26 protein-coding genes and 1 tRNA gene are annotated in these 24,810 nt (G+C 61.3%); 11 read left to right on the top strand and 16 right to left on the bottom strand.

All coding sequences use genetic code 11. The features are described 5' to 3' along the window. Positions 1-3 precede the first annotated feature (3 nt). The gene (locus PL599_RS13600; RefSeq protein ID WP_077981378.1) at positions 4-903 is read right to left on the bottom strand and encodes a LysR family transcriptional regulator; all 900 of its coding nucleotides are present in this window, start codon (positions 901-903) and stop codon (positions 4-6) included. A 220-nt stretch (positions 904-1,123) separates the two neighbouring features. On the opposite strand from PL599_RS13600, the gene PL599_RS13605 reads away from it, so the two are divergent. Both PL599_RS13605 and PL599_RS13610 read left to right on the top strand, forming a co-directional pair. After that, positions 1,124-2,305, top strand: coding sequence for an MFS transporter (locus PL599_RS13605; RefSeq protein WP_142913673.1), 1,182 nt, complete (start codon positions 1,124-1,126; stop codon positions 2,303-2,305). Between the two features lie 61 nt (positions 2,306-2,366). After that, positions 2,367-3,200 carry an aldo/keto reductase gene (locus tag PL599_RS13610; protein ID WP_269824511.1) on the top strand — a complete coding sequence of 278 codons (834 nt, stop codon included), beginning with the start codon at positions 2,367-2,369 and terminating at the stop codon, positions 3,198-3,200. Between the two features lie 150 nt (positions 3,201-3,350). Here PL599_RS13610 and PL599_RS13615 read toward each other — a convergent pair. The 10 genes from PL599_RS13615 to PL599_RS13660 form a co-directional block, all read right to left on the bottom strand. Continuing rightward, a tRNA-Gly gene (locus tag PL599_RS13615) sits at positions 3,351-3,425 on the bottom strand. A gap of 682 nt (positions 3,426-4,107) precedes the next feature. Then, a complete protein-coding gene (dps, locus tag PL599_RS13620) occupies positions 4,108-4,596 on the bottom strand; it encodes a DNA starvation/stationary phase protection protein Dps (RefSeq protein WP_137410887.1) in 489 nt (162 codons plus the stop codon). 122 nt (positions 4,597-4,718) lie between these two features. Further along, positions 4,719-5,477 carry an iron ABC transporter ATP-binding protein gene (locus PL599_RS13625; RefSeq protein WP_137410886.1) on the bottom strand — a complete coding sequence of 253 codons (759 nt, stop codon included), beginning with the start codon at positions 5,475-5,477 and terminating at the stop codon, positions 4,719-4,721. Further along, positions 5,474-6,442, bottom strand: a complete 969-nt coding sequence (locus PL599_RS13630) for an iron chelate uptake ABC transporter family permease subunit (RefSeq protein WP_269824510.1) — start codon at positions 6,440-6,442, stop codon at positions 5,474-5,476. Before PL599_RS13630 ends, PL599_RS13625 begins: the two co-directional genes overlap by 4 nt. Beyond that, positions 6,435-7,400, bottom strand: a complete 966-nt coding sequence (locus PL599_RS13635; RefSeq protein WP_269824509.1) for an ABC transporter permease — start codon at positions 7,398-7,400, stop codon at positions 6,435-6,437. The genes PL599_RS13630 and PL599_RS13635 overlap by 8 nt, the downstream gene beginning before the upstream one ends. 149 nt (positions 7,401-7,549) lie before the next feature. Next, a complete protein-coding gene (locus tag PL599_RS13640; protein ID WP_269824508.1) occupies positions 7,550-8,488 on the bottom strand; it encodes a siderophore ABC transporter substrate-binding protein in 939 nt (312 codons plus the stop codon). Between the two features lie 284 nt (positions 8,489-8,772). Then, positions 8,773-9,033: a hypothetical protein gene (locus PL599_RS13645; protein ID WP_269824507.1), complete on the bottom strand. Its 261-nt coding sequence runs from the start codon at positions 9,031-9,033 to the stop codon at positions 8,773-8,775. 129 nt (positions 9,034-9,162) lie between these two features. Then, the gene (locus PL599_RS13650) at positions 9,163-10,680 is read right to left on the bottom strand and encodes a tripartite tricarboxylate transporter permease (protein WP_077981387.1); all 1,518 of its coding nucleotides are present in this window, start codon (positions 10,678-10,680) and stop codon (positions 9,163-9,165) included. Between the two features lie 106 nt (positions 10,681-10,786). Beyond that, entirely contained in the window at positions 10,787-11,281 is a 495-nt protein-coding gene (locus PL599_RS13655) for a tripartite tricarboxylate transporter TctB family protein (protein ID WP_077981388.1), read from the bottom strand. Further along, positions 11,278-12,222: a Bug family tripartite tricarboxylate transporter substrate binding protein gene (locus PL599_RS13660; RefSeq protein ID WP_142913607.1), complete on the bottom strand. Its 945-nt coding sequence runs from the start codon at positions 12,220-12,222 to the stop codon at positions 11,278-11,280. Before PL599_RS13660 ends, PL599_RS13655 begins: the two co-directional genes overlap by 4 nt. Positions 12,223-12,714: 492 nt before the next feature. On the opposite strand from PL599_RS13660, the gene PL599_RS13665 reads away from it, so the two are divergent. Both PL599_RS13665 and purU read left to right on the top strand, forming a co-directional pair. Continuing rightward, complete coding sequence (locus PL599_RS13665) at positions 12,715-13,491, top strand: YbaY family lipoprotein (protein ID WP_269824506.1); 777 nt, start codon at positions 12,715-12,717, stop codon at positions 13,489-13,491. Between the two features lie 232 nt (positions 13,492-13,723). Beyond that, a complete protein-coding gene (purU, locus tag PL599_RS13670; protein ID WP_137410880.1) occupies positions 13,724-14,608 on the top strand; it encodes a formyltetrahydrofolate deformylase in 885 nt (294 codons plus the stop codon). 26 nt (positions 14,609-14,634) lie between these two features. Here purU and PL599_RS13675 read toward each other — a convergent pair whose 3' ends face one another. Then, positions 14,635-16,029 carry a sensor histidine kinase gene (locus tag PL599_RS13675; RefSeq protein WP_077981392.1) on the bottom strand — a complete coding sequence of 465 codons (1,395 nt, stop codon included), beginning with the start codon at positions 16,027-16,029 and terminating at the stop codon, positions 14,635-14,637. Further along, the gene (locus PL599_RS13680; protein ID WP_003491888.1) at positions 16,026-16,706 is read right to left on the bottom strand and encodes a response regulator; all 681 of its coding nucleotides are present in this window, start codon (positions 16,704-16,706) and stop codon (positions 16,026-16,028) included. The genes PL599_RS13675 and PL599_RS13680 overlap by 4 nt, the downstream gene beginning before the upstream one ends. 80 nt (positions 16,707-16,786) lie before the next feature. Between PL599_RS13680 and PL599_RS13685 the strand changes: the two genes are divergently transcribed. Beyond that, complete coding sequence (locus PL599_RS13685; RefSeq protein WP_077981599.1) at positions 16,787-17,854, top strand: ABC transporter substrate-binding protein; 1,068 nt, start codon at positions 16,787-16,789, stop codon at positions 17,852-17,854. 90 nt (positions 17,855-17,944) lie between these two features. Here PL599_RS13685 and hutX read toward each other — a convergent pair whose 3' ends face one another. Further along, positions 17,945-18,469, bottom strand: a complete 525-nt coding sequence (gene hutX / locus PL599_RS13690) for a heme utilization cystosolic carrier protein HutX (RefSeq protein WP_077981393.1) — start codon at positions 18,467-18,469, stop codon at positions 17,945-17,947. Between the two features lie 9 nt (positions 18,470-18,478). Then, positions 18,479-18,826, bottom strand: coding sequence for an antibiotic biosynthesis monooxygenase family protein (locus PL599_RS13695; protein ID WP_003522597.1), 348 nt, complete (start codon positions 18,824-18,826; stop codon positions 18,479-18,481). Between the two features lie 187 nt (positions 18,827-19,013). On the opposite strand from PL599_RS13695, the gene PL599_RS13700 reads away from it, so the two are divergent. The 3 genes from PL599_RS13700 to PL599_RS13710 are packed head-to-tail and all read left to right on the top strand — an operon-like array spanning position 19,014 to position 21,771. Beyond that, on the top strand, positions 19,014-19,907 hold the full coding sequence (locus PL599_RS13700) for a heme/hemin ABC transporter substrate-binding protein (protein WP_271359131.1): 894 nt from the start codon (positions 19,014-19,016) through the stop codon (positions 19,905-19,907). Next, on the top strand, positions 19,904-20,992 hold the full coding sequence (locus tag PL599_RS13705) for a FecCD family ABC transporter permease (protein ID WP_077981395.1): 1,089 nt from the start codon (positions 19,904-19,906) through the stop codon (positions 20,990-20,992). Before PL599_RS13700 ends, PL599_RS13705 begins: the two co-directional genes overlap by 4 nt. Continuing rightward, positions 20,989-21,771: a heme ABC transporter ATP-binding protein gene (locus PL599_RS13710; protein ID WP_271359132.1), complete on the top strand. Its 783-nt coding sequence runs from the start codon at positions 20,989-20,991 to the stop codon at positions 21,769-21,771. The genes PL599_RS13705 and PL599_RS13710 overlap by 4 nt, the downstream gene beginning before the upstream one ends. A gap of 16 nt (positions 21,772-21,787) precedes the next feature. On the opposite strand, the gene PL599_RS13715 is transcribed toward PL599_RS13710, so the two are convergent. After that, entirely contained in the window at positions 21,788-22,144 is a 357-nt protein-coding gene (locus tag PL599_RS13715) for a YbaN family protein (protein WP_077981397.1), read from the bottom strand. A 253-nt stretch (positions 22,145-22,397) separates the two neighbouring features. Here PL599_RS13715 and PL599_RS13720 point away from each other — a divergent pair, with 253 nt between their 5' ends. The 3 genes from PL599_RS13720 to PL599_RS13730 all read left to right on the top strand — a co-directional run bounded on the left by PL599_RS13720 (position 22,398) and on the right by PL599_RS13730 (position 24,673). Then, a complete protein-coding gene (locus PL599_RS13720; RefSeq protein ID WP_077981600.1) occupies positions 22,398-22,793 on the top strand; it encodes a VOC family protein in 396 nt (131 codons plus the stop codon). Between the two features lie 18 nt (positions 22,794-22,811). Further along, positions 22,812-23,525 (top strand): uracil-DNA glycosylase, encoded by a 714-nt coding sequence (gene ung, locus PL599_RS13725; RefSeq protein WP_271359134.1) that lies wholly within the window; start codon positions 22,812-22,814, stop codon positions 23,523-23,525. A gap of 71 nt (positions 23,526-23,596) precedes the next feature. After that, a complete protein-coding gene (locus PL599_RS13730; RefSeq protein WP_271359136.1) occupies positions 23,597-24,673 on the top strand; it encodes a siderophore-interacting protein in 1,077 nt (358 codons plus the stop codon). Positions 24,674-24,810 lie beyond the last annotated feature (137 nt).

Raw genomic sequence — 24,810 nt, forward strand, 5'->3', positions numbered from 1 at the left:
CAGTCACCGCCCGACCCTTGCTGCGACAAAATCGATGAAGGCGCGAACGCGGGCGGCCAGGTGTTCATGACCGGCATAAACCGCGTGGATCACTTCCATCTCCTCTGCATTGTAGTCTTCCAGAACCGGCACGAGCAGGCCCGCCTCGATATCCGGCTCGATATGAAATTCGCCGACCCTTCCCAGCCCCAGGCCCGTCAGGCAGAGCCTTCGCATGGCCATGCCGCTGTTGACCGAGACGTTGCCCTTGACAGGCAGGCGGTAGACTTGCGCAGAGCCGGGGTTGCGAAACGGCCATTCGTTGAGGCTGCGGCTGAAATTGAAGCTGAAGCAATTGTGCCGCGCCAGATCCTGCGGTTTTTCCGGCATGCCGTGTCGTTCGATATAGGCGGGGGAGGCGACGATGACGCGACGGACTTCCTTCAGCTTTCTCGCCTTCAGCGATGAATCTCCCATGGCGCCCGAGCGGATGGCGATATCGGTGCGTTCCTCGATCAGCCTGATGACGCCGTCGGTCAGGGAGATATCCAGCTCGATTTCCGGATAAAGCGACAAAAATTCCGGCGCCAGCGGCAGGAGATAACGTTCGCCGAAGCCCAGAGTGGCGTTAACGCGCAAAAGGCCTCGCGGCACCACCTTGCCGCCGCTCGCCACGATCTGCTCGGTCTCGGCTATGTCGGCGAGAATGCGCCTTGCCCGGGCCAGATAGACTTCACCTTCCGGTGTGAGCGTGACAAGCCGGGTGGAGCGGGCGAGCAGCCGGGTGCCGAGGCGGTCTTCGATGCGGGTGACGAGCTTGCTGACGGCGGACGGTGAAAGCTGCAGCCTGCGCCCGGCGGCGGAAAAGCTGCCGAGTTCGGCCGCCGCCACGAAGACTTCCATTTCTCCGGCCCTGTTGTCCATCGCCGCACCGCCTGTGAAATAAATTCAAAGGTATTTGTCCCACCTTGCCGATTATCATGCAAGTCCCCTTCGCCCATATTGCGTCCATAGATTTGATCCAACCGGACAGCATCGCTGTCCAAATGATCTAAACCACAGCATCGCTGTCCAAATGATCCAAACCGACAGCGTTGCTGTCCAGAACGCCCGCGATCCCGCCCCGGGCGAAGAGGTATTCGTCATGCCATTGGCCATATTTGCCCTGACGATCGCGGCCTATGCGATCGGCACCACGGAGTTCGTGATTGTCGGTCTTCTGCCGACGGTCGCGACCGATCTTCACATCACCCTGCCGCTTGCCGGCCTCATTGTCAGCGTCTACGCGCTGGGCGTCACCTTCGGTGCGCCGATCCTGACGGCGCTGACGGGCAGGATCGAAAGAAAGCCGCTGCTGCTGGGCCTGATGGCCCTGTTCATCATAGGCAACAGCGCTGCGGCCCTGTCGCCGAGCTATGAGATGCTGCTTGTCGCCCGCGTCATCGCCGCTTTCGCCCATGGCGTCTTTTTCTCGGTCGGTTCCACCATCGCCGCCGATCTCGTGCCTGAAAACCGTCGCGCTTCCGCCATTGCGATGATGTTCATGGGGCTCACGGTCGCCATCGTCACCGGCGTTCCGCTCGGCACCTATATCGGGCAGGTCTTCGGCTGGCGCGCCACCTTCTGGGCCGTCACCGCGCTTGGCGTCATTGCTTTCCTGGGCATTGCCGCGCTTCTGCCAAGCACGCTCAAAAAGGCGCCGCCGGCGAGCCTCTTCGATCAGGTTCGTGTTCTCGGTTCCGGCCGGCTGCTCATCGTTTTCGCCATGACCGCGCTCGGCTACGGCGGCACCTTCGTCGCCTTCACCTTCCTTGCTCCGATCCTGCAGGATGTGACCGGCTTTTCGGAAAAGAGCGTCAGCCTGATCCTCGTGCTTTATGGCGTCGCCATTGCAGCCGGCAATATCGGCGGCGGCAGGATCGCCAACCATAACCCGGCCAAGGCGCTGATCGGTCTTTTCCTGGCGCAGGCCATCGTGCTGCTCGTCTTTTCCTTCACCGCCTTCTCGCCGATGCTGGCGCTCATCACGCTTGCGGCGCTTGGTTTCCTGTCCTTCGCCAATGTTCCCGGCCTGCAGCTTTATGTGGTGCAGCTTGCCAAGGAGCATCGCCCCGGTGCCGTCGATGTCGCCTCGGCGCTCAACATCGCCGCGTTCAACTTCGGCATCGCCATTGGCGCATGGCTTGGCGGTCTGGTGGTGGAATCGCCGATGGGTCTTGCCGCAACCCCCTGGGTTGGCGCCATCCTCGTCGCCGTCGCCCTGCTGCTGACCCTCTGGAGCAGCGCTCTCGACCGCCGCGCCGCGCTGACGCTGAAAACCGCCTGAGCTTTCACATGATTCCAGGCCATACCCCAAGCTGGCCGGATAACCCCAAAGGAGAAAATATATGTTTGATGTCACCGCGAATGGCGTTTCGATCCCGACGCTCGGCTTCGGCACGTTTCGTATCCCCGGCGCCGATGTGCTGCGCATCGTTCCCCATGCGCTGAAGGCCGGTTTTCGCCATATCGATACCGCCCAGATCTACGGCAACGAAGCCGAGGTCGGCGAAGCCATTGCTGCTTCGGGCGTGGCGCGCAGCGAGGTGTTTCTCACCACCAAGGTCTGGGTCGAGAATTACAGGCACGATGCCTTCCTCGCCTCCGTGGATGAGAGCCTGAAAAAGCTGAAGACCGACTATGTCGACCTGCTGCTGCTGCATTGGCCGAATGAGGCGGTTTCGCTTGCCGAACAGATCGGCGCGCTGAACGCGGTGAGGCAGGCCGGCAAGGTTCGCCATATCGGCGTTTCCAATTTCAGCACGGCGCTGATGGCCGAGGCGGTGAAGCTGTCCAGGGCCCCGATCGTGACCAACCAGATCGAATACCACCCCTATATCGATCAGGATGTGGTTATCGCCGCGGCAAAGGCCGCCGGCATGTCGGTGACGGGGTATTACGGCATGGCCGATGGCAAGGTCTTCACCGATCCGGTGCTGAAAGAAATCGCCGCAGGCCGTGGCAAGTCGGTGGCGCAGGTGGTGCTGCGCTGGCTCGTGCAACAGCCGGGTGTCGTCGCATTGTCGAAAACGGTCAGCGAAGCCCGCGTCGATGAGAATCTCGCCATCTTCGATTTTGAACTTTCTGCCGATGAAATGGCGGCGATCCATGCGCTCGCCGGACCGGATGGCCGCATTGTGTCGCCGGACGGGCTTGCGCCTGTCTGGGACGAAGCTGCCTGACAATGAGAGCCGGGGAGGGAACGCCCTTCCCGGTTTTCTTCGTGTGAGAAATCTTCGCGCATTGCGCATGGCGATGCGCATCACAGCCCATAGAAACGATGCATCTCACATCGGACGTGGTGACGATTTATCCGTCTTTTTTTGGGAAACTGGAGCGGGCGAAGGGATTTGAACCCTCGACCCCAACCTTGGCAAGGTTGTGCTCTACCCCTGAGCTACACCCGCTCAAATCCACCGGTCCGGGGTAGTTCGCTGAACCGTGGGCCGCCAAGTGGCGACGGGTGCTATATCGCTCAATCGTTTTTGGAATGCAATAGTTTCTTTTGCGGTTTCGGTGGAAATCCGCCTGTGTGCGGATTTATCCGAAATCTGGCGGCCATTACGGGCGCAAGCGCAGGGAATTTCCGCTGAAGATGTTGTTTCAGCTGGTTTTTATCTCCCTGTGACGGGAGTGGCGGCCGGCGGGAAGGCCAGAAAATAACCTGTTTACATTTGGTTAAAATCTGATTCGACAAGTGATTCGTTCGGGTGTACAAATTGCCTGTCCACGAAAAATCCGAAACGATATTGGGAACGATACTTGGCATATCATCATCGGGAGGATGAGCCTTGTCGTACGCAGCTTTTGAAAGAGTTGGCGCACAATTGTCGCCAGAGCAGATCACCGATCTACAGAATATTTTCGATGGCGTATGTTTCGAGTGCCTTCAAGATCGCAGCAGCCATGTCGCCAATGAGTGCGCAGCGGTTTTGATCCGAAGCGCCCAGCGCGGCATTCTCGACCATGAAATGTTGCGCGATATAGGGCTTGCGGTCTTACGTCGGCATTGATTGCGCCATTCCGTTAAAAAAGCGTCCGGGTATCTCGGGCGCTTTGCTGTTTGGGCAGGCGAGAGCCGTTTTCCGCTCAGCTTTTTTCCTGCACATGCGCTTCGAGAAACCAGAGCGACTTGTCGAGATCGCGCGAGGCGGCGGTGAAGATGTCGGCCGTCGTCGGATCACCGGCCTCGTCGGAATCGTCGATCGCCTTGCGGATCATGTTGGCCACATCGCCATAACGCTCGATCAGGGCGTCCAGATGGTCATGGATCTTGTAGATATCGGTCGGATAGGCCTTGAGCTTTGTCGTTGAGGAGACCGATTGCAGGCTGCCGAGCGCCGTGCCACCAAGCTGGACCACACGCTCGGCAATCGTGTCGCCGTGATTGTCGAGTTGGGCGCGGAACGTGTCGAGAAGTTCATGGACGGCGATGAATTGCGGGCCCTTGAGGTTCCAGTGCGCCTGCTTGGTGACGAGCGCAAGGTCGATGACGGAAGCGAGCGATTCATTGAGAATGCCGATCACGGTCGACTTGGCGTTGGAAGGCAGGTCGTTCTTCGTCTTGTGCGTCTTCATCGATGTCTCCTGAAGTTGCGGACGGAATGCCGCTTTGGAAAAGTCCATCGTTTAACGTCCCGGCCTGCGGCCCTGTTCCATGCCAGGCGCTGGGACAGCAAAAATCCTGCACAATCATCGTGTCATTCGTAAAACAGGCAGATGCGTCGGCCGTCTATCTCATTGACGCGGATCGGCATGTCGTAGATGTCCTTGAGGACGTCCGGACGGATGATCTCGTTCGCCGGCCCCTGATGGCGGATGCGGCCTTCGCGCATGGCGATGATGGTGTCGGAATACCAGGAGGCGAAGTTGATGTCGTGCAGCACCAGAACCACGGTCTTCTTCAGCTCGTCAGCGGCGCGGCGCATGATCTTCATCATGCTGGAGGCGTGTTTCATGTCGAGGTTGTTGAGTGGCTCGTCGAGCAGCACGTAATCCGTGTCCTGGCACAGCACCATGGCCACGAAGGCGCGCTGGCGCTGGCCGCCGGAAAGCTCGTCCAGAAACCGGCCGGCAAGGGCTTCGAGATTGAGATATTCGAGCGCCCGGTCGATATGGACCTTGTCCTCGATGGTGGGGCGGCCTTTGGAATAGGGGTAACGGCCGAAACCGACGAGGTCTCGCACCGTCAGGCGCGAGGAGATGTGGTTGTCCTGCCGCAGGATAGAAAGCCGCTTCGCCAGCGTATCGGATGGGGTTTTGGTCACATCCAGACCGTCCACCGTCACCGTTCCGGCATCCATCGACATCAGCCTTGCGACGATGGAGAGCAGGGTCGATTTTCCCGCCCCGTTCGGCCCGATGATGGAGGTGACGCCGCCTGCCGGAATGGAGACGGAGACGCCATCGACGACGAGGCTGTCGCCATAGGATTTGCTGATCTGACTGGCGATGATCATCGCGCACCCCGTTTCAAAATTAGACCGATAAAGACGATACCGCCGAGAAATTCGATGATGATCGAGAGCGCCGTATCGAAGACGAAAACCCGCTCCAGCACCACCTGGCCGCCCACCAGACAGATTACGGCGATGAGGATTGCCGCGGGCAGCACATAGGCGTGTTTGCCGTTGCCGGTAAGATAATGGGCAAGGGCCGCGACCAGCAGGCCGAAGAACATGACGGGGCCGACCAGCGCTGTGGAGACGGCGACCAGCACGGAGACCAGCACGAGGATGATAGTGACCGTGCGCTTATATTCGACGCCGAGGCTGATGGCCGTCGCGCGGCCGAGCGAGAGGACGTCGAGCGTGTGCGTGAGCCTGAGCCCGATGATGGTCACCACGCCGATGATGACGGCGGAAACGGCAAGAAGCGTGGGATCGATGGAATTGAAGCTGGCAAACAGCACATCCTGCAGCACGGTATATTCATTGGGGTCGAGCACGCGCTGCATGAAACCCGAGAGGCTGCGGAAGAAGACGCCAAAAACGATGCCGACCAGCACCAGCAGATGCAGGCTGCGTTCCGCACCGACAAAAAGCCAGCGATAGAGCAGGGCGGAAAAAGCGACGAGCAGGCTGGTTTCAGCGAGAAATTTCAGTTGCGGATCGATCATGACGACCGTTGCCGAGCCGAAAACGAAGATCAGCCCGGTCTGCATCAACACGTAAAGCGAATCGAAACCCATGACCGAAGGAGTGAGGATGCGGTTGTTGGTCACCGTCTGGAACAGCACGGTGGAGACCGCGATGGCATAGGCCACCAGCAAGAGCGACAGAAGCTTGATGCCGCGAAACGGCAACACGAAGCTCCAGCTCCCTTTTGCGCCGAGCGTCATGAAGGCGGCCATGGAGAGGAGTGCGAATGCCGCAAGCACGATAAGAACGGTTTTTGCACGCCGGTCGGGATGTCTCTCACGCATGGTGGCGTTTCCGCAGCAGGAGATAGAGGAAGAGCGCGCTGCCGATGACGCCGACCACGGTTCCGATGGGTATTTCGTAAGGTGCGCGCACGGTGCGGCCGATGATATCGCAGGAAAGTACGAAGACCGCGCCGAGCGTTGCCACCCAGGGCACGGAGCGGCGCATATTGTCGCCGATCATCAGGCTGACGACATTCGGAACGATCAGGCCTAAAAAGGGGATCATGCCGACCGTGACGACGACGACAGCGCTCACCAGCGACACGATGGTGAGGCCGAGCGCCATGACGCGGCGGTAGTTCAGACCGAGATTGGTGGTGAAATCGCGGCCCATGCCTGCCACGGTGAAACGGTCGGCGGCGAGATAGGCGGCGATGGCGAAAAGGAAGCCGACCCACAGCAGTTCGTAACGGCCGCGCAGCACGCCGGAAAAATCCCCCGTCATCCATGCGCCCAGCGATTGCAGGAGATCGAAACGATAGGCAAAGAAGGTGGTGACGGCGGCAATGACGCCGCCCAGCATGATGCCGATCAGCGGCACCAGCAGCACGTCGCGCAAAGGCACCTGCCTCAGGATACGCAGGAAAAGAGCCGTACCGCCGAGCGCGAAAACGGCGGCCACCAGCATCTTGCCGAAGATCGGCGTGTCCGGTGCCAGCAGGGTGACGGTGAGCAGGCCGAGGCCGGCGGATTCGGTGGTGCCCGCCGTGGAAGGCTCCACGAAGCGGTTGCGCACCAGCATCTGCATGATGAGCCCGGCAATCGCCATCGAGCTTCCGGCGAGTATCAGCGCCAGCGTGCGCGGAATGCGGCTGACGAGCAGCACGCGCAGGGCGTCCGCGCTCGTATCCGGTGCGAAGAGCGTGGCGAGCGAGACATTGCTGACGCCGACGAACAGGCTGGTGATGGCGAGCGTCAGCGTTAGCAACAGGGCAAGGATGAGGGACAGGGATTTCAAGTTGGCGGTTTTTCGAAAATGGTGAAAGCTCCCCGTGGTTTGGCAGGCTGCCGAAACAGGCGTCCGACCTCTCCTTGGTCATCCTCGGGTCAAGCCCGAGGATGACGTCGAGTATGGAGCGGCCTTCAGAAGCGGATGCCTAGAGGCTTTTACGATTTCTGCTCGGAGACGGCCTTGTAGACCTGGTCGAGCAGGGTGGTGAGCGCCGTATAACCGCTGCTGACGATATAGGCGGCCTGCGGGTCGAGATAAACGATCTGTTTTTTCTTCCAGGCATTGGTCTGGTGCACCAGCTCGTTGTCCAGCACCTGTGCGGCCGCCTTGCCGGGGTCGGTCGCACGGCCGATGCCGGCGTCGCGGTCGATCACGAACAGCCATTCGGGATTGACCTCGGCCAGATATTCGAAGGAGACGACGTCGCCGCGGTCGAAACGGTCGTCGATGTCGGCTGCGACCGGCTTGAAGCCGATTTCGGTGTGCAGCCAGCCGGTGCGCGAACTGGGGCCATAAACGCCGACCTTTCCGGCATTGGTGACGAGGATCATCGCCGTGCCGGAATTGGGTGCGATCTCCTTCAGCTTCGCTACCTTTTCATCGATCATGGCATCGAGCTTCTTGGCTTCTTCCTGCTTGCCGAAGATATTGCCGAGCTTGGTGATGTTGGCTTTCACGCTGCCGATGAATTCCTTGGAATCCACCGACATGTCGATGGCGGGCGTGATCTTCGCAACGTCCGGATATTTCGCCCGCGAACGGCCGCCGACAATGACGAGATCGGCCTCGGCCGCATTGATCGCCTCGTAATCGGGCTCAAACAGCGTGCCGACCTTCAGATATTTTCCGTCGGCATATTTCTGCAGATAGACAGGCAGGTTGGAGCCGACGACACCCGTTGGATCGACGCCGAGCGCATCGAGATTGTCGAGCGAGGGAATATCGAGAGCCAGAACTTTCTTCGGGGCCGCTTTCAGCACGGTCTCGCCCTGGGCGTGCTTGATCGTCATGTCTTCGGCATTTGCCGTGATTGCGCCGAGGCTGAAGGCCGCTGCCGCCAGCAGCCGAACGGGGAAGGTGAAGTTGATGGCCACTTATATGTCCCTTGCAATATAGTTCTGAACCCCAGAGGAAGATTTTTCCGCAGGGTTAACTTGATGTTCGCTGTCAGCTTTATTGGCAAGGTCGGCGGAAATCAAAATTATGTTTTAGAACGATTCTGAATTGCGGTGAGCGGGAAATGTGCGGGTGGAAAAGCATGGCCTGCAATCTGTCCGGACGTCATCCTCGGCCTTGTGCCGAGGATCTAATCACGTTGAACAAAATCGACAGGCCGCAGATCCTCGGCACAAGGCCGAGGATGACGGAAGCGCCGTTCTCAATCCGGCGGCCAGTCGCCGACGATTTCGCGCCTCTCCAGTTTCAGGGACCGATCCGGTTGCACGCGGTAGGTTTCGATCGCCAGCCGCCCGTCGCCCATGACGAATTCATTGCTGAGCGTGCTGCCGATGGGGGACTTGGTCAGTTTGGTTCGCGGCTGTCCGCCATAGGTGATGCTGCCGGGAATGGGTTCAACATTGGGGGAAACGGTGGTGCAGCCGGCGAGCGCCAAAACCATCATGATTGCGATCGTGCGCATATTTTTCTCCTGCGTTTGGAGCGGAATCATATCACGGTCGCGCCGGCGCCACACATCCCGTTGGCGTGAATAAAAAAGGCCCCGTATCCGAGGATACGGGGCCAGTTGCCTTGAGAGGTTTCCGGTTTCTCAGTCCTCGTTGGCGGCAAGCTGCGTCAGCACGTCGCCACGGCCGCGGATACGCATGATGAGCGGGATGATGAAGGCTGCGGCTGCCACGATGAAGAGGCCAATGGCGATCGGCGAGGTGAACAGCACCGTCGGGTCGCCCTGGCCGATGGCGAGCGCGCGGCGCAGCTGCTGTTCGGCAAGCGGGCCAAGGATGAGGCCGACGACCGCAGGCGCAATCGGATAACCGAAGATGCGCATGATGTAACCGAGAATGCCGAAGGCGAGCAGCATGCCGAGTTCGAAGACCGATGGGTTGGCGCCGATGGTGCCGAGCGTCGCAAACAGCAGGATGCCGGCGTAAAGCCATGGCTTCGGGATGGTCAGCAGCTTCACCCAGAGACCGACGAGCGGCAGGTTCAGAACCAGCAGCATCAGGTTGGCGATGAACAGGCTGGCGATCAGGCCCCAGACGAGCTGCGGATTGGTGGCGAACAGCAGCGGACCGGGCTGCAGGCCATATTGCTGGAAGCCGGCGAGCATGATGGCGGCGGTTGCGGTGGTCGGCAGGCCGAGCGTCAAAAGCGGCACCAGCGTACCGGCGGCGGACGCATTGTTGGCGGCTTCCGGACCGGCCACGCCTTCGATGGCGCCTTCACCGAATTCTTCCGGATATTTGGTCAGCTTCTTTTCGGTGGCATAGGAGAGGAAAGTGCCGATTTCAGCACCGCCCGCCGGCATGGCGCCGATGGGGAAGCCGATCAGCGTGCCGCGCAGCCAGGCTTTCCAGGAGCGCGACCAGTCCTGCGCGCTCATCCAGACCGAGCCCTTGACGGCCTCGACCTTGTCGGGGCCGCTCTGGCCTTGGGCCACGATGAACAGCGTTTCGCCGATAGCGAACATCGCAACCGCAAGCGTCGTCACTTCCACGCCGTCGAGCAGGTCGGGAATGCCAAAGCTCATGCGGGTCTGGCCGGTCAGCTGGTCGATACCGACGATGGCGAGTGCGAAACCGATGAACAGAGAGGTAAGGCCGCGTAGCGCCGAGTCCCCGAAAGCGGAAGAAACGGTGACGAAGGCGAGCACCATCAGTGCAAAATATTCACGCGGGCCGAAAACCAGCGCCAGCTTGACGATATAGGGCGCGATAAAGGCGAGCGCGATGGTGGCGATGAGGCCGGCGACGAAGGAACCGATGGCGGCGGTGGCCAGCGCCGGACCGCCTCTGCCCTTGCGGGCCATCTTGTTGCCTTCGAGCGCGGTCACGATCGAGGCGCTCTCGCCCGGTGTGTTGAGCAGGATCGAGGTGGTCGAGCCGCCATACATGCCGCCGTAATAGATGCCGGCGAACATGATGAGCGAACCGGCGGGATCGAGCCTATAGGTAACGGGCAGAAGCAACGCCACGGTCAGCGCAGGGCCGATGCCGGGCAGAACGCCGACGGCGGTGCCGAGCGTGACGCCGATCAGCGCATAGAGCAGGTTCATGGGTTGGGCGGCAACCTCAAGACCGTGCAGCAGGAATTCAAAGGTACTCATGGGCAGATGTCCCCCAAGTCGAGCAAATGAGCGGGCGGAACGGCTGGCTTTTGCGTCATTGCGCGCCGGCTGTTCCCGTGATCTCGAATTTTGGTCGGAATGGCTGTCAGAAGAACAGCCGCTCCAGAGGCCCGGCAGGCAGCGAAAGCTGCAGCAGCCGCGCGAAGATGAACCAGATGAAGAAGCTGAGCGCGATGCCGATGGGGATCGAATACCAGAGCTTGCGTTTGCCAAAGGCACGCGCCGTAAAGGCAAAAAGCAGGCCGGTGGCAATGGAGAACCCCGCGACGTTGAGCAGCAACATCTGCGCGGCAAGGCCAGCGACGACCCAGATAACCGGGGCGATTTCCTGTTTGTCGCGCGCGGGGAAATCACCGCGCCAGGCCTCGATGGCTGTCCACAGCGCCAGGCCGACAAGACAGAAGCCGATGGCGTAAGGCACCGTCGCCGGGCCGACCGGCGAATAACCGGTGACACTTGCAAGACGGGCGCTGTCCCAGAAGATCACGCAGGCGATGATGACGAGGAAGACGGCGATCGCCAGCGCCGCCCAGTCAGGGCGGCGCTTTTGATGCTGCGAAGGGTTGGAACCCTGGCTCATTTTACCAGTCCGATGTCTTTGAGAATGGTTTCGGTGGCGGCGGTATCCTTGGCGAGCTGTTCCTTGAAGGCGTCACCAGCGAGATAGGTGTCCATCCAGCCCTTGGTCTTCAGGGTTTCCTGCCATTTTTCGGATTTTGCCAGTTTCTCGATGTCGGCATTCACCGCCTTTTCCTGATCGGCGGAAAGGCCGGCAGGAGCCGCGACCATGCGCCAGTTCTGCACGACGACGTCGAGGCCGCTTTCCTTCAGCGTCGGCGCGTCCACGCCGTCCAGACGGTTTTCGCTGGTGACCGCGAGCAGCCGCAGCGTGCCGGCCTTGATCTGGCCTTCGAATTCGCCGTAGCCGGAAACGCCGGCCGTCACCTGCGAGCCGAGGATCGAGGCAAGCGCTTCGCCGCCGCCGGAATAGGCGATGTAGTTGATCTTGGTCGGATCGACACCGGCCGCCTTGGCGATCAGGCCAACGGCGATATGGTCGGTGCCGCCGGCGGAGCCGCCGCCCCAGGACACGCTGCCGGGATCCTTCTTGAGCTGGTCGACGAGGTCGCCAATGGTCTTCAGCGGTGAGGACGCCGGAACGACGATGGCTTCATATTCACCGGTCAGACGCGCGATCGGCGTCACTTCCTTGAGGGTGACGGGCGCGTTGTTGGTGAGGATAGCGCCGACCATCACGTAACCGCCGACGATGAGGGCGTTAGGGTTGCCCTTTTGCTGGCTGGCGAACTGCGCGAGACCGATGGTGCCGCCGGCGCCCGGTACGTTCTGCACCTGCACGCTCTTGGAAATGCCTTCTTCCTGCAGCACGGTCTGCATGGAGCGCGCGGTCTGGTCCCAGCCGCCGCCGGGGTTGGCCGGCGCGATGATGGTGTAATCCGCTGCCGCTGCCGGAAGGGCGATCACGCCCGCCAGAAATGTGCCGATAAGAAAATGCTTCACTTGAAAACCCTCCTCAGGATGCCCTTTTGGGCGTCGTTTTTCGTTTATGCGGGGGGCTTTTTAGACACGCGTGCGCCAGCGCTGAATGCTCAGCGTGGTGACCTGGCAACCGTCCTGAATTTCCTCCCGCATCTTCTTCCGCCTCCACGGAATGAAGAAGGATTGCAGAGCATCACAAAAAGCTGTCATCTAACTGACGCTACGCAAGTCCTTGCGCATTTACTCTCTATTAATTTGTATCGGACGTCTACTGTGGCGCGTGGGATGGCTTTGCTTTGTGCTTTCGATGCTTGTTCCGCCCTCATTCCTGCGACAAGCACAGGGATGAGGCTATGGGGACGCGCCGGACACAACTCTCACAATCGTGCCCGCCACCATCCGCGCTGATCTCGCCCTCTACACACGACTGAAATATCCACGGTTCATCGCCCGTTCAGTGCCGTTTTCTATCATCCGTTCAAATTCAAACGGCACCAGCACGGAGCAAGCACCATGACCGACCGCCAACCTCTTCTTTCGCGCCGCAGTTTCGCCGGTCTCCTGGCTCTCGCCCCGCTTTTTGCAGCGGGCGGCGCGGCTGCCGCACCGGCAAGCCTGCGCGGCAGCGTCTCCTATCGCGAGCGCATCGCGCTACCGCCGGGCGCGACCGTCACCGTGCGCCTGATCGATGTTTCGCTGGCGGATGCGCCGTCGCAGACAATTGCCGAAACCACCATCCGCCCGCGCGGTCAGGTGCCCGTGCCCTTCGTGCTGCGTTATGACGACCGCGACATCAGGGGCCGCCGTTCCTATGCGCTGAGCGCCGAAATCCGCGACCGCGACCGGCTGCTCTTCACCACCACGCAGCGTTACTCCGTGCTGACCGGCGGTCGCGACGATACCGACCTCGTGCTGGAGCGTGTGGGCGCTGGTCCCGGCAGACCCGAGCCGGAAGCCAGCATCGACGGGCGCTGGCTGGTGCAGGAGATCCGCGGCGAACGGGTTCGCGGCCGCCGTCAGGCGACGCTGGAAATTACCCGCGAGGGCCGCGTTTCGGGCAATGCCGGCTGCAACGGCATCGGCGGCGAGGTGAAAATCCGCCGCAACCGTGTCGATTTCGGCCGGATGATTTCCACCCAGATGGCCTGCGCCCCGGACATCATGCGCCAGGAACGGCAGTTCATCGAAGCCCTGGAACAGGCCCGCTCCTTTAGGCTGGAGCCGCGTCGCGGTACGCTGGAACTGATCGACGGCCGCGGCCGTACGGCGATGCGTCTGCGCCGCGCCTGAGGCCGACAACCTGCCGAAACACGCTGCGTCGCCGTGCTGGCCCAAACTGTGCTGGCCCAACTGTGCTGGCCATGGAACATTCCATGTCGCTTCCGGCACGGCGCGCTGTCCTTTCCCGCCCTATGACTTTGGCTGCGTTCGTCTCGACGCTTTGCACCGCCGCAGAGCTGCGCTATGGAACGCGCTGAACTGTGCCGGCTGATGCCGACGCCAAGTCTGTGAGGGAAAACGAATGACATCCTATGTTCTGACCGTAGCCTGCAAATCGACCCGTGGCATTGTGGCCGCGATTTCCGGTTATCTGGCGGAAAAAGGCTGCAACATCGTCGATAGTTCGCAGTTCGACGACCTCGAGACCGGCAAGTTCTTCATGCGCGTCTCCTTCATCTCCGAAGAGGGCGCCTCGCTTGAGGCCATTACCGAAGGCTTCCAGGCGGTGGCGAAAAAGTTTGGCATGGATGCGGATATCTACCCGGACGGCCAGCGCATGAAAGCGATGCTGATGGTGTCGCGTTTCGGCCATTGCCTCAACGACCTGCTCTACCGCTGGAAGATCGGCGCGCTGCCTATCGATATCGTCGGCGTCGTCTCCAACCACTTCGATTATCAGAAGGTCGTCGTCAACCACGACATTCCCTTCCACCACATCAAGGTGACGAAGGAGAATAAACCAAAGGCCGAAGCGCAGCTGATGGAGCTGATCGAGACCAGCGGAACCGAACTGGTGGTATTGGCGCGTTACATGCAGGTGCTCTCGGATGACCTGTGCCGGAAGATGTCTGGCAAAATCATCAACATCCACCACTCCTTCCTGCCGAGCTTCAAGGGCGCCAACCCTTACAAGCAGGCCTATGAGCGCGGCGTGAAGCTGATTGGCGCCACGGCCCATTACGTCACCGCCGATCTCGACGAAGGCCCGATCATCGAGCAGGACACGGTGCGCATCACCCACGCGCAATCGGCCGACGATTATGTCTCGCTTGGCCGCGATGTCGAAAGCCAGGTGCTGGCCCGCGCCATCCACGCCCATATCCACCACCGCACCTTCATCAACGGCAACCGCACGGTCGTCTTCCCGCCGAGCCCGGGAAGTTATGCTTCCGAGCGGATGGGGTGATAACGGCTGCCTGACAAGCCGCCCTGCTACGCCGCTCTTTCCGGACCACCAAACACCACCCGCGCCCTCAGCCCACGCCCGTCCGTGCCATCCTCCAGCGTAAGCCGCCCGCCGAACAGCCCGGCAATCTCCTCGATGATGGCGAGGCCGAGACCGGCGCCGGGGGCGGCGTTGGCTTCGCCGCGTGCAAAACGCTGGCGCACCATGGCGCGCTTTTCGTGTGGGATGCCGGGGCCGTTATCTTCCACTTCCAGCCAGACGGCGCCCGTTTGCCTGCCGACCCGCACGGTGACTTCCGCGCCGCGTCCGGCATAATTGATGGCGTTGGACACAAGATTACCGATCAGCTCGCCGATGAGCAGCGGCTCAGCCAGAATTGTCGCCTCGCCTTCGCCTTCGAAACCGAGATCGATACCCGCCTCTGCGGCGCGCGGCACGAAATCGGCCGTCACGTTCTGCGCCACCGCCACGAGGTCGATCGCGGAAAAATCGTGTTTCTCACTGGAGCCGGCGGCGTCGATATTGGCCATGCGCAGCAGCTGGGCGAGGATATGTTCGGCATGGGCCACCGATGCCCCGCCCTTCAGCGCCGCCGCCTGCGCCTCCTCAAGGCTTGCAGCGCGGGCGGAAAGCGCGAGCTGGGTGCTGATGATGGCAAGCGGCGTGCGCAGCTGGTGGCTGGCATTGCCGGTGAAATGCCGGAGCGCATCGAGCGCCGATTGCAGCCGCACCATGAAAGAATTCACCGTTTCCACCAGGTTTTCCACCTCCACCGGCACGGATTGACGAATGGGGTGCAGGTCGTTCGGGCTGCGCTCGGCAATGGCTTCGCTGAGCCGGTAAAGCGGCCTGAGCGAAATCGTCACCGCGATCCAGACGATGATCGCCGCCCCCACGATCATCAAAAGCAGGCGCAGCGCAGATCGCAGGATGATCGCCTGCGCAAGCTGGCTGCGGGCAATGGTGGTTTCGGCAACCGTGACGGAAAAGGGCACGGAATTGATGCCGGTGGACGCAAAGCGTCTGATGGCGGCGACGCGGATCGGCTCATCGCGGAACACCGCATCGCGATAGGCGGGCGTATCGCCATTTTTGTTCTCCACCGTCGGCAGGTTCTGGTAACCGGTGAGGAATTGCCCGTTCGGTCCGTCGACACGGTAAAATACCCGGTCCTGCGCGGCCGATGTCAGCATTTCCAGCGCGACATAGGGAATGTCCACTTCCAGCGAGCCGTCCTCGGCCACAACCACCCGCTCGGCGATGGCAAGTGCGGAACCGGAAAGCACGCGGTCGGAAACGACATTGGCGGTATTGACCGCCTCGCGCCAGGTATCGGTGAGCGCCACGCAACCGATGATGGCGGTTGAAATAAGAAGCCAGCCTAAAAGTCGCCGCCTGAGCGAATAGCCGGCCTGTCTCATTCAGCCATCTCCGGCAGCTTTTCCAGATAATAGCCGATGCCGCGCGCCGTCTTCACCGTCAGCCCGTGGGGGGCGAGCCGCTTGCGCAGGCGACTGACATATTGCTCGATGGCATTGGCGGAAATATCGTCGTCGAAGCCGGTCAGCGACTGCACGATGGCCTCCTTGGCGACGACCTTGCCGGCCCGCATGAACAGCACTTCAAGCAGCGCCACCTCGCGCGCCGGAATATCGAGCGGGCGCCCATCGGCCGAAAAGGTGCGGGAATTGAGATCGAACAGCACCTTGCCGAAACTCAGCGCCGAGGAGCGCAGCCCGGCGTTGCGGCGCAGGAGCACCCGCACCCGCGCCTCGAATTCGGTGATGTCGAAAGGCTTGATCATGTAGTCGTCAGCGCCGAGATCGAGCCCCTTGACCTTTTCCTCCGGCGTGCCGCGCGCCGTCAGAATCAGCACCGCCGCCTTGTCCTGACGTGAACGCATGGAGCGCAGCACCTCAATGCCGTCCATTTCCGGCAGGTTGAGATCGAGAATGACGAGATCGAAACTTTCCGCCGCAATCGCCGCATCGGCGGAAGCGCCGTCGGATACCACATCCACGGCATAACCGCTGCCGCGCAGAAGCGCCGACAACCCCTCCGACAGCACCTGATTGTCCTCGACCAGCAAAATGCGCAAATCTTCCTCCCACAGCATTGCCGAGTTTAACCAGACCCTCAGCGCTTGTGAATGGCCGCCGCCTGCGGCATGATCTTTTCATGCGTATCCGCCTTCTTCTCTGCCTCTGTCTTTGCATGGCCTCGCCGGCGCTTGCCCAGGTCGCCATCTTTCCGGCGCCGTCAGGCAAGGCGGATGCCGAAACGCTGGTCGTCTATTCCTCGCTGGACGAGCCGTTGGCGACGCCGATGATCGAGGGTTTCCAGAAGGCCAATCCCGATATCGCCGTCCATTACGAGGATATGCTGACCGGCGAGATTTACGACCGCATCGTGAAAGAAACCGATGCGGGGAAAAAGACCGCCGATTTCGCCTTCTCCTCCGCCATGGATTTGCAGGTGAAGCTGAGCAATGACGGTTACGCCCAGCGCTCGGATCTGGCCATGAGCGCCCGCTGGCCCGCCTGGGCGAACTGGCGCAACACCGCTTACGCGCTAACTTTCGAGCCGGCGGTTTTCGTTTATCACAAGCCGAGCTTCACCACCGAAAAACCGCCTGCAACCCGCGCCGAATTCGTCGACTATCTCGAACGCCATGCGAAAGAAGTGCATGGCCGTATCGCGACTTACGACATCGAGCGCTCCGGCGTCGGCTTCCTCTTCATGTCGCGCGACCAGGAGCAGTTCGGCGATATATGGAGCGTCATCAAGGCCATGGGCGCGGCGGGCGTGAAGGTCTACTCCACCTCGTCCGCCATTCTGGAGCGTGTCTCGGACGGTCGCTTCGTGATGGGTTACAACATTCTCGGCTCCTATGCGGCGGACTGGGCCTCGCGCCACCCGGATGTCGGCATCGTGCTGCCGAAAGACTATACCGTAGTCATGTCACGCATAGGGCTCGTGCCGGAAGCCGCCGCCAACCCGGCGCTCGGCCGCCGTTATCTGGAATTCTTCATGTCGAAGGAAGGTCAGACGATCATGGCCCGGCAGTTGCAGATCCCCGCCGTCAGCCCGGAAGTGGCAGGCGAAAACACCGCCAATACCATGCAGGCCATCCACGGCGCGCAACTGCGCCCGGTCCCGGTCAGCCCCGGCCTGATGGTCTATCTGGATCAGGTCAAGCGCAGCCGCCTGATCGAGCGCTGGAACGAGGCCTTGCGGTCGCAGTAAGCGTGGAGAATGGCGAATGCTGGAATTCCCCTCATCCTGTGCTTGTCACAGGAGGCTGGGAGAGGCGGGGCAGCCTTTCCCCCCAGGGTCTCAGCCGCGGAAACCGTCCCGCAGCGCTTCGAACCTCGCCAGCTGCTCCGGGCGCAACTCCTTGTTTTCGTCACGGCGGACAAAAATCTTGAACATGGCGCTGCCGGCGGCGTTCATGAACCAGACGGAACAGGAGCGGCGGCCATGGAAGCCGCGATCGACGAAGGTGATGCCGGCACAATTGTCCTTCTTGATGTGACCGCCGATGGGGCTGTCCCCATGGATATTGAACCAGCCGTGGCTTTCGTTGCCTTCCGGCAGGTGGCCCGGCACTTCGAACACGATGTCGCCGGTTTGCACGATCATCAGGACCTCACCCCAGCCGCGCATCTCGTTCCAGATCGTGTCGAACCGGTCGGCGGCAGCGGAAACGGCGGCGCCTTGCGGCAGGATCGCCAGAATTTCGGCTGGCGTCACCTCGGCCTTGGCGGCGATGGCCTCCACGACGCCGTCAGGCTTTTCGGCGAGTGCAGCGGCGGCGCGGGCCCGCCTGTCGTCGTCGGTCTTTTGGGCTGCAATGCTCATCGGGCGGCCTCAGGCCGCAATCGAACGGCGTTCGCCATTCTTGTCTTCATGGATGATGACGTCGAAACCTTCGAAATGCGGGCCGGAAAGATATTCAACCTTGCCGCGGTTTTCGCCGGCCTTGGCATGGGCGGCGCGGAACTGTTCGGATTTCGTCCAGGCAAGGAAATCGTCCTTGGTGGCCCAGACGGTGTGCGAGGCATAAAGCGTGTGGTCGTCCGCCTTCGGGCCTTTCAGCATGTGAAATTCGATATAGCCCGGCAATTCGCTGAGGTGCGATTTGCGCTCGCGCCAGATGGATTCGAAGGTTTCCTCATAACCCGGCACCACGCGAAAGCGGTTCATTGCGATAAACATGAAAGTCTCCCTTTAAGTTTCCAGTTTGAGTCAGGATATCCAGCCGAGGGGAGGTTGGGAAGGGGGTCACGACAAAGCAAACAAAAATACTCCACTTATCGATTGCGCCGTCCATAAACATGTGCAAAGAACTCAAGATTAAGTGACGCGGGCAAAGCCGTGCCGGGTCGTATTTCAGGATAGCGCCATGTTGAATTCCCGCCTTCGTTCCTTCGTTTTCGCCGCCCTCGTGCCCGTCGCAATCGCCTTTGCAGCGCCGGCTGCCATGGCTTCGGACAAAGGTAATCCGGAGGCGAAGCGCATCGTTGCGGTGGGCGGCACGGTCACCGAAATCCTTTATGCGCTGGGTGCGCAGGACCGTATCGTGGCGCGTGACAGCACCAGCAGCTACCCGGCTGACGCCTTGACCAAGCCTGACATCGGTTACATGCGGGCGCTTTCTTCGGAGGGCATCCTGTCGCAGAAGCCCGATCTCATCCTCTCCGAAGACGGTTCCGGCCCGGCCGATGTCATCGCCATCCTGAAGGCAAGCGCCGTGCCTTTCGTCACCGTCGATACGCCGCCGAGCGGTAATGCCATCCCCAAAAAGATCGAGGATGTCGGCGCGGCCGTGGGGCTGTCGGACAGGGCGAAGGCACTGGCAGCCGAGACCAAAGCCGGGCTCGATACGCTCGCCAAAGATGTTTCGGCTGTGCCGGAAAAGGGCAAAAAGCGCGTTCTCTTCGTGCTTTCCACGGCTGGCGGCCGCATCATGGCGGCGGGCAAGGATACTGAAGCGGCGGCGATCATCGAAATGGCAGGCGGCATCAATGCGGCGCAGGAGATCACGGGTTATAAACCACTGACGGACGAGGCGGTCATTGCCGCAGCACCCGATGTGGTGCTGACCATGGCGCGCGGCGACCATGCCGCCAAGGCAGAAGAGATTTTCGCGTTGCCGGCCTTCCAGTCCACGCCTGCCGCCGCAAGCAAGGCGCTCATCAGCATGGATGGGCTTTATCTCATCGGTTTTGGCCCGCGCACGCCCGCTGCGGGCCGCGAGCTGGCAGCTAAGCTCTATCCCGACGTGGTGAAGCCGTGAGCCTTGCCGCCTTGAGTTCCGCTGAAGGCAGGGTTGCGGGCGACAGATCCCGCCAGGGGGTCGTCACCCTTGCCGTGCTCGTCGGCATCCTGCTGTTTGCCTGTGGCGTGTCGCTGGTCAGCGGACCCACGGGTGTCGGCATGTCCGAACTCTGGGCTTATTTCACGGGCGGCGCGGATCAACTCGATGCGCGCGACAGGGTCATTCTCGAGGCGGTGCGTCTGCCGCGCACGGCGCTCGGCATGTTGATCGGCGCGGGGCTTGCCGTCTCGGGCGCGATGATGCAGGGCCTGTTCCGCAATCCGCTGGCCGATCCCGGCATTGTCGGCGTCACCTCGGGTGCGGCGCTGTTTGCGGTTGCGGCGATTTCGCTGGGGGAAGGCGCGCTCGCCACGGTTGCCGTGTTTTTCGGCCCGCATTTCCTGCCGCTCATGGCGTTTTTCGGCGGGCTGTTGAATACTTGGGTGCTTTACCTGATCGCCACCAAGGACGGCGCGACCTCCACCACCACGCTCATTCTCGCCGGCATTGCGGTTGCGGCGATCAGCGGCGCGCTGACCGGGCTGATGATCTTCGTGGCGGATGACCGGGCGCTGCGCGACATCACCTTCTGGTCGCTCGGGTCGCTCGGCGGGGCCACGCCCGCCAAGGTGCTCGCCACCCTGCCATTCATCATTGTCGTTCTCGCCATCATTCCCTTCGTTGCCCGCGGGCTCGATGCGCTCATTCTCGGCGATGCCGCCGCCTTTCACATGGGCATTCCGGTGCAGCGGCTGAAACGGATCGTCATTCTCGCCGTTGCCGCCGCCTGCGGCGCAAGCGTGGCGGCGGCCGGTTCCATCGGTTTTGTCGGCATCGTCGTGCCGCATCTGCTTCGCCTCGCCATCGGTCCGTCGCACCGCTTCCTGCTGCCGGCCTCCGCACTTGGCGGGGCGGCACTTCTGCTTCTGGCCGATAGTTTCGCCCGCACCGTTGCGTCACCGGCGGAACTGCCCATCGGCGTCGTCACGGCGCTCATCGGCGCGCCGGTCTTCCTGTTCCTGCTCTTGGGACGCGGCGGGTTTTCCATGCGGAACATGTCATGATCCGGGCTGAAAACATCACCCTCATCCGCTCCGGCCGCAGGCTTCTCGATACGGTCAGCGTCGATCTGAAGCCCGGCAAGGTCAATGTCATCATCGGCCCCAACGGTGCTGGCAAATCCACGCTGATGAAGGTTCTCTCGGGCGAGATGCGCCCTGAGGCCGGGTCGGTGACCTATAACGATGTCGATCTGCCGGCCTTCACGCCGCTCCAGCTTGCCCGTCTCAGGGCCGTACTGCCGCAGAGCACCCAGCTGGCGTTTCCTTTCACGGCGCTCGAAATCGTGCGCATGGGAGCGGTTGCACAGGGGGCTCGTACGCCGGAGGAACAGGCCCGCCGGGCGCTCGCCAAGGCCGGGCTGCGCGGTTTTGAGCAGCGGTCCTACAACCTGCTCTCCGGCGGCGAGCAGCAGCGGGTGCAGTTTGCCCGGGCGCTGGCACAGGTGCCGAACCCGATGGAAAACGGCGAGGCGCGGGCGCTCTTTCTCGACGAGCCCACCGCAAGTCTCGATATCGGCCACCAGATCGCCGTGCTGGAAACGGCGCGTGACTTTGCAAGCGGCGGCGGGCTGGTGCTCGCCATTCTGCACGACCTCAATCTTGCGGCGGAATTTGCCGATCAACTCATCGTCATGCATGGCGGCCGCGTGACGGCGAGCGGCCCCTCGCTGGAAACGATCAGCGACGAGACGATTGCGCGTGTCTATGGCATCGGCGGTGTCGTCGGCCGGTTGCCGGCGCGGCATATTCCTTACGTGCTGCCGCAGTCGCGCCACCGTTAAGGGCCTGTCCTTCGCTTCAGCTTTCCGGACGGGTGGCGATGAAGAGCGCGGAACCCAGCATGACGACGGCGACGATTGTCGCCCGCAGCGGCGGCGGCTCGCTGAGAAACCAGAAGGCGGCGTAACTGACGGACATGGCAGAAAGTGCTGCGACCTTGGCATTGCGGGCAATTGCGCCGCGTTCACGCCAGCGCCGCAGCGAAGGGCCGAATCGGGGGTGGGCCAGAAGCCATGCCTCGAGCTTCGGCGAAGAGCGGGAAAAACACCAGAGCGCCAGAAGCAGAAAGGGCGTGGTGGGCAAAACGGGAAGAAACGCGCCGACAATGCCGGTCGCGACCATCACCCAGCCAAGACAGAGGTATAAAAGGCGCATGCCTAGCCGGTATCATGAGTTCGTCACTCAGGATAGAGCGGCGGGCTCAAAACCATGCGGTCCCGTTGCCGCATGCCCCGGCCACACCACAAAAAATCAGGGGTTTCCGCTATCACATTTGCCGTGATCTGGCCGCTAGGTCCTGTCGCAGACCGCCTTTAGGGTTGAAAGCGTGACGCTCAATCCTTATTCCCTTGGGCCGCGATGCACGGAGCATAACCGGGCCGTCAACAGGAAGAAGAAGGAAAACACCATGGCCAAGCTGATCCACTCGATGGTCCGGGTGCTGGACGAAAAGCGTTCGGTGGAATTTTACAGGCAGGCTTTCGACCTTGAGATCGCGGAACGCGCCGAGTTCGAGAATTTCACGTTGATCTATCTCAGCAATGCCGAGGGTGATTTCGAGCTGGAACTGACCGTCAATCGCGGCCGCGAAGTGCCTTATGCGCTGGGCGACGGTTACGGCCACCTTGCCGTCAGCGTTGCCGATGTGGACGCCGAACACCAACGTTTCATCGACATGGGGCTTTCTCCGGGCAAGATCATCGAAGCCGATTATAAGGGCCAGCCCTTCGCGAAATACTTTTTCATCTGCGATCCGGACGGTTACAAGATCGAAGTGCTGCAACGCGGCAACCGGTTCAAATAAGCTCGAATGGAGACAGGCATGGCGGAGGCAGGCGTGAAACTCGAGGATAGCTGGAAGCGCGTTCTTTCCGGTGAATTCGCCAGCCCCTATATGCTCAAGCTGAAGGAGTTCCTGCTTGCCGAAAAGACCGCCGGCAAGCGCATCTTCCCGAAGGGCGCGGACTATTTCCGGGCGCTGGATCTCACGCCTCTCGATGAGGTCAAGGTCGTCATTTTAGGCCAGGACCCCTATCACGGGTTCGGCCAAGCGCATGGGCTGTGCTTTTCCGTCCAGCCCGGCGTGCGCATTCCGCCCTCGCTCGTCAATATCTACAAGGAATTGCAGAGCGACCTCGGCATTCGCCCGGTCGGTCACGGCTTTCTGGAAAGCTGGGCGAAACAGGGCGTGCTTTTGCTCAACAGCGTGCTGACGGTGGAAGAGGCCCGCGCCGCCTCGCATCAGGGGCAGGGCTGGGAAAAATTCACCGACGCCGTCATCCGCGCCGTCAACGATGAATGCGACCCTGTCGTCTTTCTGCTCTGGGGCTCCTATGCCCAGAAGAAGGCGGCCTTCGTGGACCAGCGCAAGCACCTCGTGCTGCGCTCGCCGCATCCGTCTCCGCTTTCGGCCCATAACGGCTTTTTCGGCAATGGCCATTTTTCCAAGGCAAACGCTTTTCTCCTCTCCCATGGCCGCCAGCCGATCGACTGGCAATTGCCGGAAACGGTGGGAAGCGACAAAAACCTTCTCTAGACACTCATAAAATACCTTTACGATTCGCGGTTGTCGGGATTAAAGATAACCAGACTATGAAGTGAAGGATTATGCCCGTGTCTCTCCTGTCTGCCGAAACCTCCGTCTCGCTGTCCGATCCGCTGTCGATCGTCGATGCTTTCGAGGATCATTTTTCCGAGCATATGGAGATGGAACGCGAAGGTGCGACGGTGCGGTTCAAGACCGAATATGGCCATGGCAGCTTCAGCGCCGAGAGCGGCCGTTTCGCCGCAAGGGTCAGCTGCATTTCCGAACATATATTGATGTCGGTAAAGGCGATGGTGGCCGAGCATATCGTCGAATTCTCCGGCGAGACGGGGCTGGATTTCCGCTGGAGCGGCCATGGCGCCGAGCAGCGTGAACTGCCCAATCTTTTCGTCGGCAAGGTTGCCCGCGCCTATAATCTGACGCCGCATATGCGCCGGCTGGTGGTTTCCGTCGAAAGCGGCATCGAAAGGCTGCTGACCGGCGGCATGCATGTGCGCCTGCTTCTGGTGCCGGATCAGGCCCGTGCGCCGGTCTGGCCTTATCTTGCGCCCACCGGGGCGATCGTCTGGCCGGCGGGCGACGATCTTCTCACACGGCGTGTTTACACCATTCGTTCCGGGGATATCGCGCGCGGTGAAGTCGATATCGACTTCGTCATGCATGAGGGTGAGAACATGCCGGGCGCGACCTTCGGCGCGACGGCGAAGCCCGGCGATGTTCTCGGCATCATCGGCCCGAGCGGTGTTTGCCCGGAAGCCGAGCGTTATGTCTTTGCCGGTGACGAGACGGCGTTGCCGGTGATGCTGCGCATGGCGGCCGAAATGCCGGCCGGGAAAAAGCTCAGCGTCTACGCCGAAATCGATGACGAAGCCGAACGGCAGGAGATCGTCTGCGCGGCCGATGTCGAGTGGACATGGCTTTATCGCCGAGGCAAGCCCGCCGGCACCGCCGGCCTCATCGAAAAGGCGCTGCGCGACCATGGCTGGAGCGCGGATCATGACGGTCTGCATGTCTTTGTCGCCTGCGAAAAATCCGAGGCGAGGGCGGCAAAATCCTTCCTCACCGACGAGATAGCTTTCCCGAAAGCATCGCTGCGCGCCGTCGGTTACTGGACTTTGGGCGCTGCCGACGATCATTGAGGCTGCCTTATCGGGCTCGTTGAACAGTCGAATTTATCGTTCATCATTCGGGAACAATCCGTTCCCGTTGCCCACTCTATGCGCAAGAGCGCTCTTACCCCATCTTTACCCCATGAACAGGGCAGGCCCCAACCGTG

Origin of the sequence: Agrobacterium sp. ST15.16.055 (assembly GCF_027956555.1) — a bacterium.
In the GTDB taxonomy this organism is placed as follows: Bacteria; Pseudomonadota; Alphaproteobacteria; order Rhizobiales; family Rhizobiaceae; genus Agrobacterium; species Agrobacterium salinitolerans.

Coding starts and splice junctions, on each gene's coding strand:
- PL599_RS13650 (WP_077981387.1), bottom strand. CDS start 10,680: ATGAGTACCTTTGAATTCCTGCTGCACGGTCTTGAGGTTGCCGCCCAA.
- PL599_RS13665 (WP_269824506.1), top strand. CDS start 12,715: ATGACCGACCGCCAACCTCTTCTTTCGCGCCGCAGTTTCGCCGGTCTC.
- PL599_RS13600 (WP_077981378.1), bottom strand. CDS start 903: ATGGACAACAGGGCCGGAGAAATGGAAGTCTTCGTGGCGGCGGCCGAA.
- PL599_RS13715 (WP_077981397.1), bottom strand. CDS start 22,144: ATGCGCCTTTTATACCTCTGTCTTGGCTGGGTGATGGTCGCGACCGGC.
- PL599_RS13655 (WP_077981388.1), bottom strand. CDS start 11,281: ATGAGCCAGGGTTCCAACCCTTCGCAGCATCAAAAGCGCCGCCCTGAC.
- PL599_RS13625 (WP_137410886.1), bottom strand. CDS start 5,477: ATGATCATCGCCAGTCAGATCAGCAAATCCTATGGCGACAGCCTCGTC.
- PL599_RS13695 (WP_003522597.1), bottom strand. CDS start 18,826: ATGTTTATCGCAATGAACCGCTTTCGCGTGGTGCCGGGTTATGAGGAA.
- PL599_RS13675 (WP_077981392.1), bottom strand. CDS start 16,029: ATGAGACAGGCCGGCTATTCGCTCAGGCGGCGACTTTTAGGCTGGCTT.
- PL599_RS13610 (WP_269824511.1), top strand. CDS start 2,367: ATGTTTGATGTCACCGCGAATGGCGTTTCGATCCCGACGCTCGGCTTC.
- PL599_RS13645 (WP_269824507.1), bottom strand. CDS start 9,033: ATGCGCACGATCGCAATCATGATGGTTTTGGCGCTCGCCGGCTGCACC.
- purU (WP_137410880.1), top strand. CDS start 13,724: ATGACATCCTATGTTCTGACCGTAGCCTGCAAATCGACCCGTGGCATT.
- hutX (WP_077981393.1), bottom strand. CDS start 18,469: ATGAGCATTGCAGCCCAAAAGACCGACGACGACAGGCGGGCCCGCGCC.
- dps (WP_137410887.1), bottom strand. CDS start 4,596: ATGAAGACGCACAAGACGAAGAACGACCTGCCTTCCAACGCCAAGTCG.
- PL599_RS13710 (WP_271359132.1), top strand. CDS start 20,989: ATGATCCGGGCTGAAAACATCACCCTCATCCGCTCCGGCCGCAGGCTT.
- PL599_RS13700 (WP_271359131.1), top strand. CDS start 19,014: ATGTTGAATTCCCGCCTTCGTTCCTTCGTTTTCGCCGCCCTCGTGCCC.
- PL599_RS13720 (WP_077981600.1), top strand. CDS start 22,398: ATGGCCAAGCTGATCCACTCGATGGTCCGGGTGCTGGACGAAAAGCGT.
- PL599_RS13605 (WP_142913673.1), top strand. CDS start 1,124: ATGCCATTGGCCATATTTGCCCTGACGATCGCGGCCTATGCGATCGGC.
- PL599_RS13630 (WP_269824510.1), bottom strand. CDS start 6,442: ATGCGTGAGAGACATCCCGACCGGCGTGCAAAAACCGTTCTTATCGTG.
- PL599_RS13685 (WP_077981599.1), top strand. CDS start 16,787: ATGCGTATCCGCCTTCTTCTCTGCCTCTGTCTTTGCATGGCCTCGCCG.
- ung (WP_271359134.1), top strand. CDS start 22,812: ATGGCGGAGGCAGGCGTGAAACTCGAGGATAGCTGGAAGCGCGTTCTT.
- PL599_RS13730 (WP_271359136.1), top strand. CDS start 23,597: ATGCCCGTGTCTCTCCTGTCTGCCGAAACCTCCGTCTCGCTGTCCGAT.